At 45.1% G+C, this 15,230-nt stretch carries 15 protein-coding genes; 12 read left to right on the forward strand and 3 right to left on the reverse strand.

The genetic code is table 11. From position 1 onward, the window contains the following. Nucleotides 1-59: 59 nt before the first annotated feature. The 7 genes from GCU39_RS07000 to GCU39_RS07030 are packed head-to-tail and all read left to right on the forward strand — an operon-like array spanning nt 60 to nt 8,079. Complete coding sequence (locus GCU39_RS07000) at nt 60-983, forward strand: ABC transporter permease (protein WP_152392853.1); 924 nt, start codon at nt 60-62, stop codon at nt 981-983. 14 nt (nt 984-997) lie between these two features. Next, nucleotides 998-1,900, forward strand: coding sequence for a carbohydrate ABC transporter permease (locus tag GCU39_RS07005; protein WP_152392854.1), 903 nt, complete (start codon nt 998-1,000; stop codon nt 1,898-1,900). A gap of 51 nt (nt 1,901-1,951) precedes the next feature. After that, on the forward strand, nt 1,952-3,622 hold the full coding sequence (locus GCU39_RS07010; protein WP_152392855.1) for a type 2 periplasmic-binding domain-containing protein: 1,671 nt from the start codon (nt 1,952-1,954) through the stop codon (nt 3,620-3,622). Nucleotides 3,623-3,644: 22 nt separating this feature from the next. Continuing rightward, complete coding sequence (locus GCU39_RS07015) at nt 3,645-4,820, forward strand: extracellular solute-binding protein (RefSeq protein WP_152392856.1); 1,176 nt, start codon at nt 3,645-3,647, stop codon at nt 4,818-4,820. A gap of 45 nt (nt 4,821-4,865) precedes the next feature. Beyond that, nucleotides 4,866-5,630 (forward strand): SDR family NAD(P)-dependent oxidoreductase, encoded by a 765-nt coding sequence (locus GCU39_RS07020; protein WP_152392857.1) that lies wholly within the window; start codon nt 4,866-4,868, stop codon nt 5,628-5,630. A gap of 31 nt (nt 5,631-5,661) precedes the next feature. Next, complete coding sequence (locus GCU39_RS07025) at nt 5,662-6,759, forward strand: mandelate racemase/muconate lactonizing enzyme family protein (protein WP_152392858.1); 1,098 nt, start codon at nt 5,662-5,664, stop codon at nt 6,757-6,759. A 45-nt stretch (nt 6,760-6,804) separates the two neighbouring features. Continuing rightward, nucleotides 6,805-8,079 carry an alpha-L-fucosidase gene (locus GCU39_RS07030; protein WP_193726801.1) on the forward strand — a complete coding sequence of 425 codons (1,275 nt, stop codon included), beginning with the start codon at nt 6,805-6,807 and terminating at the stop codon, nt 8,077-8,079. Between the two features lie 104 nt (nt 8,080-8,183). On the opposite strand, the gene GCU39_RS07035 is transcribed toward GCU39_RS07030, so the two are convergent. Next, nucleotides 8,184-9,251, reverse strand: coding sequence for a M42 family metallopeptidase (locus GCU39_RS07035; protein ID WP_152397122.1), 1,068 nt, complete (start codon nt 9,249-9,251; stop codon nt 8,184-8,186). 207 nt (nt 9,252-9,458) lie between these two features. Here GCU39_RS07035 and GCU39_RS07040 point away from each other — a divergent pair, with 207 nt between their 5' ends. Then, nucleotides 9,459-10,307: a stalk domain-containing protein gene (locus tag GCU39_RS07040; RefSeq protein ID WP_152392860.1), complete on the forward strand. Its 849-nt coding sequence runs from the start codon at nt 9,459-9,461 to the stop codon at nt 10,305-10,307. A gap of 135 nt (nt 10,308-10,442) precedes the next feature. On the opposite strand, the gene GCU39_RS07045 is transcribed toward GCU39_RS07040, so the two are convergent. Together GCU39_RS07045 and GCU39_RS07050 are read right to left on the reverse strand one after the other, a co-directional pair. Next, complete coding sequence (locus GCU39_RS07045; protein WP_152392861.1) at nt 10,443-10,988, reverse strand: glutathione peroxidase; 546 nt, start codon at nt 10,986-10,988, stop codon at nt 10,443-10,445. A gap of 1 nt (nt 10,989) precedes the next feature. Next, the gene (locus GCU39_RS07050; protein ID WP_152392862.1) at nt 10,990-11,448 is read right to left on the reverse strand and encodes a MarR family winged helix-turn-helix transcriptional regulator; all 459 of its coding nucleotides are present in this window, start codon (nt 11,446-11,448) and stop codon (nt 10,990-10,992) included. Nucleotides 11,449-11,601: 153 nt separating this feature from the next. Between GCU39_RS07050 and GCU39_RS07055 the strand changes: the two genes are divergently transcribed. From GCU39_RS07055 to GCU39_RS07070, 4 genes are all read left to right on the forward strand, one after another. Next, the gene (locus tag GCU39_RS07055) at nt 11,602-12,387 is read left to right on the forward strand and encodes a carboxylesterase family protein (RefSeq protein ID WP_227793470.1); all 786 of its coding nucleotides are present in this window, start codon (nt 11,602-11,604) and stop codon (nt 12,385-12,387) included. Nucleotides 12,388-12,476: 89 nt separating this feature from the next. Next, nucleotides 12,477-13,034, forward strand: coding sequence for an AAA family ATPase (locus GCU39_RS07060; RefSeq protein ID WP_152392863.1), 558 nt, complete (start codon nt 12,477-12,479; stop codon nt 13,032-13,034). 102 nt (nt 13,035-13,136) lie between these two features. Further along, nucleotides 13,137-13,547 carry a GNAT family N-acetyltransferase gene (locus tag GCU39_RS07065; protein ID WP_152392864.1) on the forward strand — a complete coding sequence of 137 codons (411 nt, stop codon included), beginning with the start codon at nt 13,137-13,139 and terminating at the stop codon, nt 13,545-13,547. Between the two features lie 282 nt (nt 13,548-13,829). After that, nucleotides 13,830-15,080: an MFS transporter gene (locus GCU39_RS07070; RefSeq protein WP_152392865.1), complete on the forward strand. Its 1,251-nt coding sequence runs from the start codon at nt 13,830-13,832 to the stop codon at nt 15,078-15,080. Nucleotides 15,081-15,230 lie beyond the last annotated feature (150 nt).

Raw genomic sequence — 15,230 nt, forward strand, 5'->3', positions numbered from 1 at the left:
ATAAATCATACACGATTTATAGTTTTGAATACGATTACATAATAGCGGAGGGGACGATCATGTTATTTCGCACAGTGAGTTTGTGGAGGAAAAACATCTATCGGCATTGGCAGCTTTATTGTATCGTGGCATTACCCGTTCTATTCCTCATCACGTTTAACTACGTCCCGATGTTCGGCATCCAGATTGCGTTCAAAGAGTTCAATCCCATGCAAGGCATATGGCACAGTCCTTGGGTCGGAGGGAAGCAATTCGAGATGTTCTTCAATTCCCCGTACTTCTGGCCAATCATTCAAAACACACTCCTTCTCAGCATCTACGCATTATGCATCGGAACTCCTGCCGCCATCCTACTGGCACTCGCAATCAACGAAGTAAAAAACCAACGTTTTAAGAAGATCGTGCAAATGTTTACGTATGCCCCTTATTTTATTTCCACCGTTGTGTTAGTCGGTATGATTAACATTATTTTATCCCCCACAACAGGACTTTACGGTCAATTATCCCATCTTTTCGGCGTAGAAAATGTCTATGATATTTTAGGAGAATCGAAAGCGTTCTCATCATTGTATGTATGGTCAGGCGTTTGGCAGGAGACGGGTTATGGCGCCGTCATTTACCTTGCAGCCTTAGCGAACGTGAACCCAGAGCTCTATGAAGCATCCAAAATTGACGGTGCGTCCCGTATTCAGAAAATCATCCATATCGATTTACCAGCGATTCGCCCAACGATCATCGTGCTATTAATTCTAGCCGTAGGCGGGCTGATGAGCGTAGGATTCGAGAAAGTCTTCCTGCTCCAGAATATGTTGAACCTGAGTACGTCCGAAGTCATATCGACGTATGTGTACAAAATCGGGTTGGTGAACACCAATTACAGCTTCGCGGTCGCTGTCGGCTTGTTCAACTCCGTTGTTGGGTTCATTCTAATCTTCACAACGAATGTGCTCGCTAGAAAATATTCGGATTCGAGTCTGTTCTGATGAGGGGGATAGCTATGGAGAAAGCCATTCACATTCGCGAGCCTTGGAGCGATCGAGTGAGCATCGCCGTTATTTATATCTTTCTAAGTATTATTCTACTATGCGTCGCTTACCCCCTAATCTATATTGTCAGCTCATCTTTCAGTTCATCGGCTGCCGTCACATCCGGTAGAGTATGGTTGTTCCCGGTTGAACCAACATGGTACGGGTATCAAGCCGTATTCCAATATCCCCAAATTTGGACGGGTTATCTGAATTCCATCATCTACACCGTCTTAGGCTCCATCATTAGCGTTGCGCTAACCATCATGATGGCATATCCCTTATCCCGGAAGACGTTTATGAGCAGGAAAGTCCTCATGTGGGCGCTGTTGTTCGCGATGCTGTTCAGCGGTGGATTGATTCCTTATTATCTCGTTATTAAATCTCTTCATTTACTCGATACACGTTGGGCCATGATCCTACCAGGGGCACTCAATATTTTCTCGATTATTGTCGCCAAAACATTCTTCCAAAGCTCGATTCCAAATGATTTGTATGAAGCTGCTCAGCTCGACGGATGCAATGATACGAAGTTCTTAACACGAATCGTTCTTCCATTATCTAAGCCCGTGATTGCGGTATTACTGCTATGGGCTGCGGTAAGCAATTGGAACTCCTATTTTAACGCGCTGATCTTCTTGAACAGTGAGAATCTCTACCCGCTGCAGCTCGTCTTGCGTGAAATTCTGGTATTAAACAATGTCTCGACGAACTCGATTACGTTATCTCCGGAACAACTCAAACAGTTCGAAGATATGAAGACACTTCTGAAATATTCCGTGATTGTGATTGCTAGTATTCCGGTGTTGATTTTGTATCCGTTTATTCAAAAATATTTCGTTAAAGGGGTGATGGTGGGTTCCATCAAAGAATAAGCACAAAGGGTCGTGAGGGTGAATTCCATTTCGAATTTTGGAGGGGTATGCATGATTCGTATCAATCGAACGGTATTGGCGATTATGATGGCATCCATCATGATCATATTATCCGCTTGCTCAGGCAATTCGACAGAACCTACGAACAATAATGCATCGACGAATAACAATGGTCCGGTCGACGAGAACAAAGTGGTCGATGTTTCCTTCTTCGCGGTTCCATCTTCGGATGTCATAGACCTCAAAACGAACTGGTTCACCAATTATGTGAAAGAAACCTTCAAGCTGAATATTCAATGGAATATTGCGCCATCTAGCGATTCTCTAACGAAGCAATCGCTGCTGCTGTCCAGCGGCAATTATCCGGATGCGTTCTGGTCGGGCAGCTTTTCACCGTCAGATATACTGAAATATTCACAGCAAGGGATCATTGTCCCGCTTAATTCTTATATCGAGAAGTATGCTCCTAATCTAACGAAAGCGATCGAGACCGCGCCAGGTCTGAAGCAAGCAATAACCGCACCGGATGGGAACATCTATGGCGTCCCAAGCTATAATTCATGCATCCATTGTTACTGGGGCCAGAAATTCTGGATTAATACAGACTATTTGAATAAATTCGGATTGACGATGCCGACGACGACGGATGAGCTCACGAAGGTCCTGCAAACTTTTAAAGATAACGGACTCGTGCCGCTGTCAGGCACATCTGACGGGTTTGACCTAACAATCTTTCTCATGAATGCCTTCATATATGACAATGGTTCCGACTTCTTCAATGTAGAGGATGGAAAAGTAAGCTTTGCCCCTGTGCAAGAAGGATGGAAAAATGGCCTTGCTTATATGCGTGACCTGTACGCGAAAGGGCTTATCGATAAGCAAGCTTTTAGTCAAAAGAGCGATGTGATCAAGCAATTGGCTGCGCAGAATAAAGTTGGCGTCGTTCCTTATCTGTACAGCGCTGGCTTTATAGACACGGCCAATCCAAGTTATCCGAACTGGAGTACCGTCTCACCACTTAAAGGACCGGATGGCACCCAATATGCGGCGTTCAGTGGAAATACGCCTAAATCCTTGACGTTCGTCGTGACGAAAAACGCCACCGAAGAGCAAATCGTACGCATGATCAAACTCGTCGATTTCATCTATACGCCTGAAGGCACACAAATGATGAATTTCGGACAGGAAGGGAAGTATTGGACCAAGGCGGGAGAGGGCATCAAGGGTCTGAGCGGGGAGCAAGCGCTGTTCATCACGCAGTCTGATAAATTCTACTCTGCTGGCGCAAAGCAGAATGAAGGCTGGAACCAGATGGGACCGATTTTCCAGAATACCACATGGAGAAACGGATTTGTTGAAGCGAAAGCACCATTCTCGGCGGATGGGTTGGAATCGCTGTTGATGCTGGAGACGATGAAGAATTATGCCGGACATCAACCGAAGCAAGTGTATCCAGGGGTGATATGGATCAAACCAGAGGAGTATCAGAACTTCGCATTACTAAAGACCAATATTGAACAGTATGTGAAGCAATCTATGGCTCAGTTCATTAATGGAGCGAAATCGATCGAGAAGGATTGGCAGACTTATGTGGACGGCTTGCAGAAATTAGGCTTGACGCAATACCTGGAGATGGCACAAAAAGCGATGACAGAGCCGTTCGATACATCCGCATTCCAGTCCGATCCGAAGACGGTAGCGTTCTTGTCATCCCTGAAATAAAGCGCGGAGGTGTATTCATGACATGAAATCCAAGACGCTTCGTGTTGCGCTCATTGACGGCCCTGCCTATTCCCCGTTGTACGAATGCTTGGCGCAATTTAGTCAGAGGTTCGGGATCCAAGTGGATATTGGGTTCAAGGGAACACATCCTGACCTGAATCGTCATGTACAAGAATCTATGGAGAACGGCTTACCTTCCTATGATCTGATATCGACGCATACGAAATATGCTCCCTCGCAAGCACGTTATTTATATGCATTAGATCAGGAATTCACCGCAGAAGAGCTGGAGGATTTCTCTCCCGCTCTTCTGGATCTTGCTCGCGTGCAAGGTAAGTTGATGAGTGTTCCGCGTAATTTTGATGCGAGGTTACTCGTCTATCGACGGGATCGTCTGGAAGAGCTGGGATTGTCGGTTCCTAAGACATGGGAGGAGCTAGCCGATGTTGCGATGAGAGCAACGGAAGCGGGCTACACGGGCTTCGCGTTTCCAGGGATGGAATCCGGGTTATTCGGGACCTTCTTCGAATTGTTGATCAGCAGCGGTGGACAGCTATTCGATGAGCAATTACAGCCTATGTTCGCTAGTGTTGCGGGGGGTGAAGCCCTTCACAAGCTCAGACAATGGTATCAGTGCGGATGGACACCGAAAGAACTTCCAACCATGCACTATGATGAAGTATCCGAATGCTTTCGACAGGGGGAGAGTACGATGATTACGGATTGGCCAGGATATTTCAGCCTACTGTCCGATCCGATGTCACCCGTCGCTAACGTATTTGATCTTGCGTTGACCCCGAAATCGGCAAACGGCATTCGTGCGGTCTATTGCGGAAGTCATTCGTTCGCGATTCCAGCGTCCAGCGAACATGTGGAAGAGGCACTCTTGTTACTTAAATTTATGACTTCGCCAGGAGTGCAAGCTATTGATGCGGAGCAAGGTCATGTTCCAGTACGGCAATCGATCATGTCACGCCAGAAACGGGAGGCTCCTCCGAATTCCATTGCCGCTAGACGCTGGTCTCTACTTGAGGAGACGATTGCTACGAGCGTCATTATTCCGCCTAAGTTCCCGCAGTACCCTGCGGCTGAGGACATCCTATGGCAAGCGCTTCGTAGATGCATCATAGGTGAATTATCGGAACAACAAGCGTTAGCCCTTGCATCGGAGCAAATTCAACAGCTTATCCGTTCTTAGGCAAGAAGCAAGCATTCATGGAAAGGGTTGAGAGGAGGAAGCGCGTTGTCTTTTTTTGAAGGGAAAGTGTGCATTGTAACGGGTGGCGGATCTGGCATCGGTGAAGTGACAGCCAAAAGATTCGCCTCCGAAGGTGCAATTGTGGTCATCGCAGACTTGAACGAAGATGGAGCTCAGAGGGTCGTTCATGAGATCATCCGTCATAACGGATCAGCAGTGGCTATACAGACGGACGTATCCGATGATATAGCGGTTCAAGCGCTTGTCACGGATGTTGGAAGGCAATTCGGTCAGATCGATGTCTTATTCAATAATGCCGCAACTATATTGCCTAAACCATTGGAAGAAGTATCGGAACACGAATGGACAAGGGTAATCGACATTAACCTGAAGAGCGTCTATCTGATGATTAAATATACGATTCCTTATTTAAGGACCACGCATGGGAGTATCGTCAATATGGCCTCGTTGAATGGGTTGATTGGTCAGAAGCAGAATGCCGTCTACGCTGCGACCAAAGGCGCCATTATTGCCATGACGAAAGCTCTAGCAATCGATTATGCCCCAGACAAGGTGCGGGTGAATTGTATCTGTCCCGCAGGCGTGATGACGCCGCTGCTTGAGAAATGGACGATGGAGCAGGCCGATCCTGAGCAGGTACGCGCCTCACTCAATGAGATGCATGCACTTGGCAGACCAGCACGTGCGGAGGAAATTGCCGATGCCGTCGTATTTCTGGCTTCAGAATCATCGCAATTCATAACAGGTGTTGCCTTGCCGGTCGATGGCGGCGCATCGTTAGGCTATTGAAGACATCGAGGGAACAGGGAGAGATTGAATCATGAAGATCACAAAGGCAGAGAGTTTTATTTTGCACGTTCCAATTACCCCGCCGATCACAGATGCGATTAATGTAGCTACGCATTGGGGCGTGACAGGCATGCGCATATACACCGATGAGGGAATAACGGGTTACGGGTATACGGGCACATGCGCACAAGGAGACGAGATGATTGCAGCGACCATCGATCGCTATTATGCTAAGAAGCTGATCGGCAAGGATCCGTTCATGGTGAAGCAGATTTGGGATGAACTGCGATATGGGGAGATGCATTGGATTGGTCGTGCAGGGGTCACGCATATGGCCTTAGCCGCAGTAGACATTGCGTTATGGGATATCATGGCGAAAGCTTCGAACAGACCGCTTTGGCAGCTGCTCGGCGGACATAAATCCCAGAAGATTAAAGCCTATAATACGAATGGCGGTTGGTTGAATTGGAGTCAGGAACGGCTTATTGCTGATATGAGCAGCATTCTTGAGGAGGGATTTACCGCAGTCAAGATGAAGGTCGGCAAGCCAGATCCACGTGAGGACTTCGCAAGGGTACAGGCGGTACGTAGGGCGATCGGGGATCAAGTCGGGTTGATGATTGACGTGAACCAACAATGGAATATCACGACAGCGATGACGTGGGGCAAGAAATTGGAGCAGTTCGACCTGCTCTGGCTCGAGGAACCGCTGAATCCAGATGATATTATGAATCACCGGAAATTAGCAGATGAGCTGAACGTACCGATTGCACTTGGTGAGCATGTGTATTCCAAATATGCGTTTCGTGATTATATCCATCAGGGTGCAGTCGAATATGTGCAGGTGGATGTTACGCGTGTCGCGGGTATAACGGAATGGCTGCAAGTCGCGGGGCTAGCTGCCGCATACGATTTACCAATATGTCCACATGTCGGCGATATGGGGCAAATTCATCAACATCTGGTTGCATCCACGCCAAATGCGTTTCTGTTAGAGTATATTCCTTGGATTCGCCATATTTTCGTAGAGCCAGCAACGGTAAAGGACGGGTTCTATGTGCTGCCGCAGATGCCAGGAGCATCGACCGAAATCATTCCACGTTATTTTAATGAATACCGAGTTCAGTAGCATGCATGCTATTTTCACGAATAAATCAAGAGGAGTTGAATGTTCATGAAAGCAGTTCATCCCGAAGCCCAATGGTTCGATGAAGCTCGATTCGGCGTTTTTATTCATTGGGGTCCGTATGCTTTACGCGAAATTGAGGCTTCTTGGCCTTTAATGCCCCATAGCAGTCAGCATTTGGATGTTGAAACCTATGAAAGTCTGGCGGATGAGTTCCATCCTACGAACTATAATCCTAGAGAATGGGCACAGCGTGCGAAAGAAGCCGGTGCGAAATACGTGGTGCTCACTGCGAAGCATCATGATGGTTTCTGCCTCTTCGATACGGCAACGACCGACTATTGTGCGACGAAGAGAGGACCGCAGCAAGATTTGATCGCCCCTTATGTCGAGTCTATGAGAGAAGCGGGGTTAAAAGTAGGGCTTTATTTTACGACCATTGATTGGCATGACCCTGATTTCGCTACAATCCCGATTAGCAAGGGTATTCAATCGCCTAAGCCGAATACCTATGACCCTGCGAGATGGTGGCAATTTCACCAGCGCTTCATGGAACAGCTGCGAGAATTACTAACCAATTACGGTCGGATTGATCTAATCTGGTTCGATGTTCCGGGATTCGGTGCGGATCGCTGGCGCAGCAGTGAAGTGAAGCAAATGATGTTGAACTTGCAGCCGCATCTCGTCATTAACGATCGGTTGCCAGACGTGGGTGACTATGAGACGCCAGAACAATTCGTACCGACACATCCACCGGATGGATGGTGGGAGACTTGCATGACCATGAATCATCAATGGGCTTATCATTCCGATGCTTCGACCTATAAAAGCGAAGTCACCCTGCTAGATACATTGCTCGAAGTGGCAAGCAAAGGGGGGAACTTGCTGTTAAATGTAGGCCCTCGGCCGGATGGCACCTGGCCCAAAGAAGCGATTGAACGATTACAGCGAATCGGAGCGTGGCTTGGCCACTCAGGTGATAGTATCTATGGAACCAAACGCGTTGTAGAGCACTATCCTCCTTGTTATTATGGACCTATGACCCGCAAAGGGGATACTCTCTATTTGCATGTCAGAGAGATTCCGAGATTTCCTGTGGAAGTGCGTGAACTGGGAGGCCAAGTGAAGACCGTGAAGATGGTGAAGACGGGAGAAGAGCTGCCTTACAAAGTGGAAGAAATATTCGGATATATGAGCGGGGCAGAAGGAAACTACAGCGTGAATCGGATTTGGATCAATGTCCCCGCCGAACTTTGCGACGAATGGAACACGGTCATTGCTGTAGAATTTGAGCAAGAACCCATTTGGCCTGTGCGCAAATAGATGGAAAAACTCCCCTTCAAGGTTTAAAAAGAAGGGGAGTTTATTTATGCTGGAAAATCTATTGCCGAAGGGTTTTTTTAGGGAAGGTGGCGAGCAGTCGCTCCTTACCCTTGACCGAATGTAAGTTCCTTCACTGTGTTTTTATCCAATCGTTTGATTACTTCGGTGATCAGCTTCACGGCATTTTCGAAATCCTCACGGTGGAGAATCGCGGCATGCGTGTGGATATATCGCGTTGCAATCGAGATCGCAAGCGACGGTACACCGCCAGCTGTCACGTGAATGGCGCCCGCGTCGGTGCCGCCTCCTGCGACATAGTCGAATTGATAAGGTATGCCGAGCTCATCCGCTGTGTCGGTAACGAAGTTGCGCAGGCGGCGATGCGAGATCATCGATCCGTCATAAATGAGAATTTGCGGCCCTTTGCCCATTTTGGCCAAGGCGTCCTTCTCACTCACACCCGGCGTATCGCCGGCGATCCCTACGTCAACCGAGAAACCGATATCCGGTTGAATGACATTTGCGGCCGTTTTCGCTCCGCGTAAGCCGACTTCTTCTTGAACGGTACCGACGCCGTACACGGTATTCGGATGCTCGACGTCTTTCAATTGCTTCAGCACATCGATCGCGATGGCACAACCGATGCGGTTGTCCCATGCTTTGGCCATCAGCATTTTTTCATTTTTCATCACGGTAAATTCGCAAACCGGTACGATGGAGTCGCCCGGGCGAACGCCGAACTCCGTAGCTTGCTCTTTACTTTCCGCACCGATATCGATGAACATCTCTTTTTTGTCCACTGGATTTTTGCGGGCTTCCGGTGATAAAATATGCGGCGGTTTCGAACCGATCACGCCTGGGATGTTCCCTTTGCGCGTCATGACGGTCACCCGCTGCGCTTGCATCACTTGCTCCCACCAGCCGCCGAGCGGTTGAAAGTATAGGAAGCCTTTGTCGTCGATCCGCGTCACCATGAAACCGATTTCATCTAAATGTCCAGCAACCATAATTTTAGGGCCTTCCGGGTCCGTGCCCGTTTTTTTAGCGATCAAGCTGCCGAGATGATCAACCGTCACTTCGTCAGCATAAGGGGCAATGTGCTCCCGCATAACGTCACGCACTTCGTCTTCGTGACCAGGTACGCCGTTGGCGTCGGTTAGAGCTTTTAACATTTGCAAAGTAGAGTCCAAGAATATACCTCCTACATTTTTATTGACTATCAGTCTATTATATATGACTATTCAGATCATGTCATTAACTGGAAAGTAATCGCCTTATTTAAGGGGAAAAGTGCAACAAATTTCATCCAGTTGCGTCTTCTTAATACGAGGAAACTACTACTATTTTCCAATTTATTATTTGAAAAGGAGCTATCATTAGTGAAAAAAGCATTTTTTGTTGTTTTTCTATCCATCTTTCTATTTATTTCATCGTCTACGATTTATGCAGCCGCAATTCAAATCAAAGTTGATGGTGTTGTGATTACATCCGATGTGAAGCCCGAAAATAAGAACAAACGTACAATGGTACCTCTACGTGTGATTAGTGAAAATTTGGGAGCTAGCGTCGAATGGTCCAATTCCAAGGTTATTCTCGCTAAAAGCGGTATGAAAGTCATATTAACACTGAACAGTAGTACAGCGGAGAAGAACGGTAAAAAGATGATACTTGATGTAAAACCATACCTAAAAAATAATCGAATATTTGTACCACTTCGATTTATCGCAGAGACGTTTGGATGTAGTATCAATTACAGCAACGATGCAGTGACTGTCGATACTAAACCATTGTTGATAGATAATGTACCGATAAAAGCAATGCAACAAGAATACCACATGACGATGGGCGGTGTTGTTTCGCAAGTTCATGGTAATGCATATAACGAAGCAATCTATCTTATTTTTGAAGAAAACAAAGGTGAAAAAGTTGAAGCACCTGAAAACTACTCTTGGCACCTAACCATAGATACACTTGGGTCTTATTATAAAAATGCGCAATATGATTTTCTAGACCAAAAAGGGAACAGCTTCGTTCGTTATGATGTTTATTCTTTAATACGTACTTTTCCGTCTGAACTTTTAAAAGGATACCCAGAGAATTTGATTCATGACGTATCTAAAGATGAGTGGCTTTTGTTTAGCGATACAGCAAGTGAATCCTTAAATCGGTTAATTGATACCGCTACAAAGAACGGATTTCTGACGATTATAAGTAATACGGTTGTATAAAGTAGTTCGCTCATATGCAAACAGCCTTGGCCAACTAACGGCCAAGGCTGTTTTTTACTGATCAGGTTAGTCTGTACAATGCATACAAGGGAGGGGAGTATTTCTCGCCTCCGGTTAATGATAAACTCGTATATTTTAGAGCAATTTCTCAATATCAGCAGTCATACTTGCAGGCGTCTCATAGGACTCATAACGACGTACAACTTGACCCTGCCGATCCACTAAAAACTTCGTGAAATTCCATTTTACATCATCGGTTGTTAATTCTTGAGGCATTCCTTGCTCGAACATCGCCTGAAATCTCGCACCGGCTGCATCGGCCGTATTAAACCCTTGGAAAGGTGCAGCTTGAATTAATTCTTTATATAGGGGGTGTGCAGCGCTTCCTTTTACATCGGTCTTCGCGAATAGGGGGAAGGTGACGCCGTAATTGATTTGACAGAAGGATTCTACTTCCGCATTATCTCCAGGTTCTTGACCTGCGAATTGATTGCTCGGGAAACCTAGAATTTCCAAACCTTGAGCTTGATATTTCTTGTAAAGAGCTTCTAGACCTTCGTATTGCGGCGTAAAACCGCACTTACTTGCAATATTTACGATTATGAGCACTTTACCTTCGTAGTCAGATGTTTTGGCATCGCGACCCTGAATCGTTTCCAATGGGATATTGTAGATTGACATACTATTGTACCTCCTCGGTATATTGATTCAAAATATGTGTTAATTTGGTTAACTGATCTCGGAGTTTGACAATATCTTCAGACGAAAGCCGAGTCCGATTGACGATCTGAAGCGGGATCGCGCAAGCTTGCTGCTTCATAGCGATACCTTGTTCCGTCAAATACACGATAACAACTCGCTCATCTTCCACATCGCGTTCACGCCGAAGTAGTCCTGAGGCTTCAAGCCTTTTTAGCAATGGCGTTAATGTTCCTGAATCCAGAAAGAGCTTCTGACCCAGTGCTTTAACCGAGATTTCATCTTTTTCCCATAAAGCTAGCATTGTGATGTACTGGGTATATGTGAGTCCAAGACTTTCTAGCAGCGGACGATACAGCTTCGTCATTTCTTTCTCACAGGTATACAAAGCAAAGCAAAGTTGTTGATCTAATCGCAGCAATTGATCTGAAAACTGTTCCATAGACACCTCGATAACATGGTTTTTCGTAATTTGATTGCGCACAATTAAATTGCTTGCTTATCATACCGTTCTTTTACCTGATTGTCAATTTAAATGCCTAACTAACGAGCAGTTTAATGAATACGATGACCAGGAACAGAATGTAAAGGCTTTTTGGCAGTCTATACGGTTAAGGCTAATATTCAACTGAATACAACAGAAGGAATTTCGGGAAATATGGGGAATTCTATTTTTACCCCCTATGGGAGATATCACAAAAGTGAGGGAGATACAATGAGTCAAACCGCAAATAAATTGGAAGTAGAAATAACAAAAAAAGTGCGGATGAAATACCTCTTACATATACCAAATGATTATGATAAAGAATCCTCAATGAAGTGGCCTTTAATCTTATTTCTTCACGGGGCAGGTGAACGTGGAGACGATCTGGAGTTGGTCAAAGTACATGGAATTCCTATGATCGCAGAACGCGATCCTTCTTTCCCATTCATTACGATTTCCCCACAATGCCCGGAGGATTCATTCTGGAATGCTGAACAAGACGGAGTGATGGCATTAGTAGATGAGATCATTGCAAATTATAACGTAGATCCGGATCGGTTATACTTAACGGGGTTAAGCATGGGTGGTTATGGGACGTGGCACTTAGCAGCAGAATATCCAGGTAGGTTCGCGGCCATCGCTCCCATTTGTGGTGGAGGTAACCTTAACCGGGTACACGAACTCATAGGAACGCCCACCTGGGCATTTCATGGCGCGAAGGACGATATCATTCCTATCGCTGAACAACAAAAAATGGTAGACGCCCTTCGCGAAAACGGTGGAAATGTCTCTTTCACAATCTATCCTGAGTCGAATCACAACTCCTGGACAGAAACATACGATAATCCGGAATTATATAGCTGGTTTCTAGGTCATTCTTTAACGGTAAGGAAATGAAGTTGTACTACACGAACGGCACTCTATAGCTTAATAAATAACTAAAACACGGTACTATTATCCAAATACCTTATGAAGTGGTGAGAAACATGAAATTTGTTTTGATATTTGGTCCCCAGGCAGTAGGTAAAATGACAGTGGGGCATGAACTGGAAAAGGTAACCGATTTAAAATTGTTTCACAACCATATGACGATTGAATTACTGGCTCCCTATTTTGGTTTTAGTCGTGAAATGTGGGGATTAGCGAATAAATTTCGTCAAGACATCTTTGAAGCGGCCGCTGCAAGTGATATGTATGGAATGATATTCACCTATGTATGGGGACTCGACTTGCAAGGAGATTGGGATTACGTTGATAAAATCTGTAAAGTATTTGAGGATAAGGGTGCCGAGGTCTATTTTGTTGAGCTTGAAGCTGATCTAGATGAGAGAATCGAGCGTAACAAGACACCCCATAGGCTTGAGCATAAACCAACTAAGAGAGATATCGCACGTTCTGAACAGGATCTGAAGCAGACAATGGAACAACATCGGTTGAACTCGTTTGAGGGGGAAATAAATAAAGAGAACTATATAAGAATAAACAATACGAAAATTACCGCTCGTGAAGTTGCCGAAAGCATCAAGAACAGATTCTCATTATAAAGATTATTACATTCTAACGGGACACGATAGTAGTGGAGCTTGGTTGGAGTCAGCTCCTTTTTTAAATATGGAATTATTTTAAGTTCGTAAATATGACCTTATATGAAAGAACGGCAAATCATGTATCAAATGCGGGTGAATACGACGATGCTTATTGAAAGAGTTACTTATTTTGAACAGTACAATTTGAATTCGTTGTTAGACGATAGCATATCTGAAGGATATAACATGGTTCAGAAATTACAGGATGAATACACGGATGGAAGTAACAAATTTAATAGATTCGGAGAATCTTTATTTGTAGCAATCATTGATGAGGAAGTCATTGGGATAGGTGGTTTGAATATTGATCCTTATCTTGATCTTATTGATGTAGGTCGAGTGAGACATTTATATGTTTTACCGAGACACAGAGGTAGTGGCGTAGGGAAGAAGCTACTAGGGATGATCATAGAGGAAGCAAAAGAAGTATTTTCGTACATTAACTTTATATACAGAAAATCCAATTGCTGATCAGTTGTACAGAAATATTGGGTTCTCAAGAGCAGAAGGAATACAAAAAGCAAGTCACGTATTGAATTTGAAAGGAGAAGGGATGTAAATGTAAGCGTCGATCATGACAATACCTCCAATTGTGTATTGGCTTTTTTTTTGCAAATAGCTGGTGATTCACTCCATAAATATCAGTCTTAAGTCGGAGGTGAACGATGATGAGATTGGTATAATTAGGTATGGAAAGGAGAGTCATACCATTACTAAAGATAATTTTTATAGAAAAAATGGAGGTTGAAAAGATTGAATAGGCCTGAAAAAAGTACTACTGTACCAAGCCTTCTTAGCAATCGTTTTCTGCAGACGATTTTATTTTCAAGTGTGCTCTTGCAGATCGGCATTTGGGTACGTAATTTCGCAATTCTTCTGTATGTTGCTTATAGAACCAACAATGATCCCTATGCCATTTCGTTAATTAGTGTGGCAGAATTTGCGCCAATTTTTGTTTTTTCGTTCATCGGGGGCACATTTGCCGACCGCTGGCGGCCTAAGCGAACGATGATCTGGTGCGATTTATTATCCGCAGTATCGGTATTCGTCGTACTTCTGACCATACATTTCGGTTCTTGGCATTCCGTCTACCTTGTCGCATTTATCTCAGCTATTTTATCGCAGTTCTCGCAGCCTTCAAGCATGCGATTATTTAAGTTTCATGTGCCTGAAGAACAGCTTCAACAAGGGATGGCTCTATTCCAATCCCTGATGGCTATCTTCATGGTACTTGGTCCAATGCTTGGAACCTTCGTATACAGCACATTCGGCCTTGAGATATCGATTGCTATCATGGGCGTCGTGTTTCTGCTATCTGCTCTCGTCCTTATTCGTCTGCCTGAGGATACTATGGGATCTCAAACGGTCGCAGCAAAAGGGCAATTCCGTAAGGATTTCATAGAAGGTTTTCGTTATGTTTGGCAAAGCCAAGTGTTGCGTATGCTCGGACTCGCGTTTATTCTTGCAGGACTCGCTGTTGGCGTAGCCCAAGCTCTCAACCTGTTCATCGTAACAGAGCAGCTAGGCAAGAGTAAAGAATTCCTGCAATACCTGCTGATGGTGAATGGCGCAGCCATGCTGATCGGTGGCGGAATCGTTGCGGCCTTTGCGAAGCGGGTTCCACCACAGCTTCTTCTTGCAATCGGTATGCTGGCAGGCGCAATCTGCACGGTGATTGTCGGGTATTCGACGAGCGTTCCTGTCACGCTGACCGTTCAATTTCTAAATGGGCTTGTTTTCCCTTGTATTCATATCGGGATCAGCACAATGATTCTGAAATGGTCCCATACTTCCATTGTTGGCCGGGTAAATGGGGTTCTAAATCCGATGTTCGTTGGCATGATGGTCATTTCCATGTCTTTCGCAGGCGCGTTAAAGGATTCGTTCTCGCTAAGTACGATCTATAGCGGAGCAGGGTTGTTATTTCTAATTGGCGCACTCGCCATGGTACCGATCATGAACCAAAAGGCGCCGGATCTCGCACCTTCTGTACAAGAGATATAACGTTGCGATAACGATAAGGATTTAAAAGTAGTAGAACCGGCTGCGAAAAAAGTAGTCGGTTTAAACTTTAATAACAGACATCACTGAGACATGAATATTTAAAGTTTGCTTTTAAAGCTGCGTAGTTGCGGCTTTTTTTGTTTTAACGAT

The organism is Paenibacillus guangzhouensis, assembly GCF_009363075.1.
In the GTDB taxonomy this organism is placed as follows: Bacteria; Bacillota; Bacilli; order Paenibacillales; family Paenibacillaceae; genus Paenibacillus_K; species Paenibacillus_K guangzhouensis.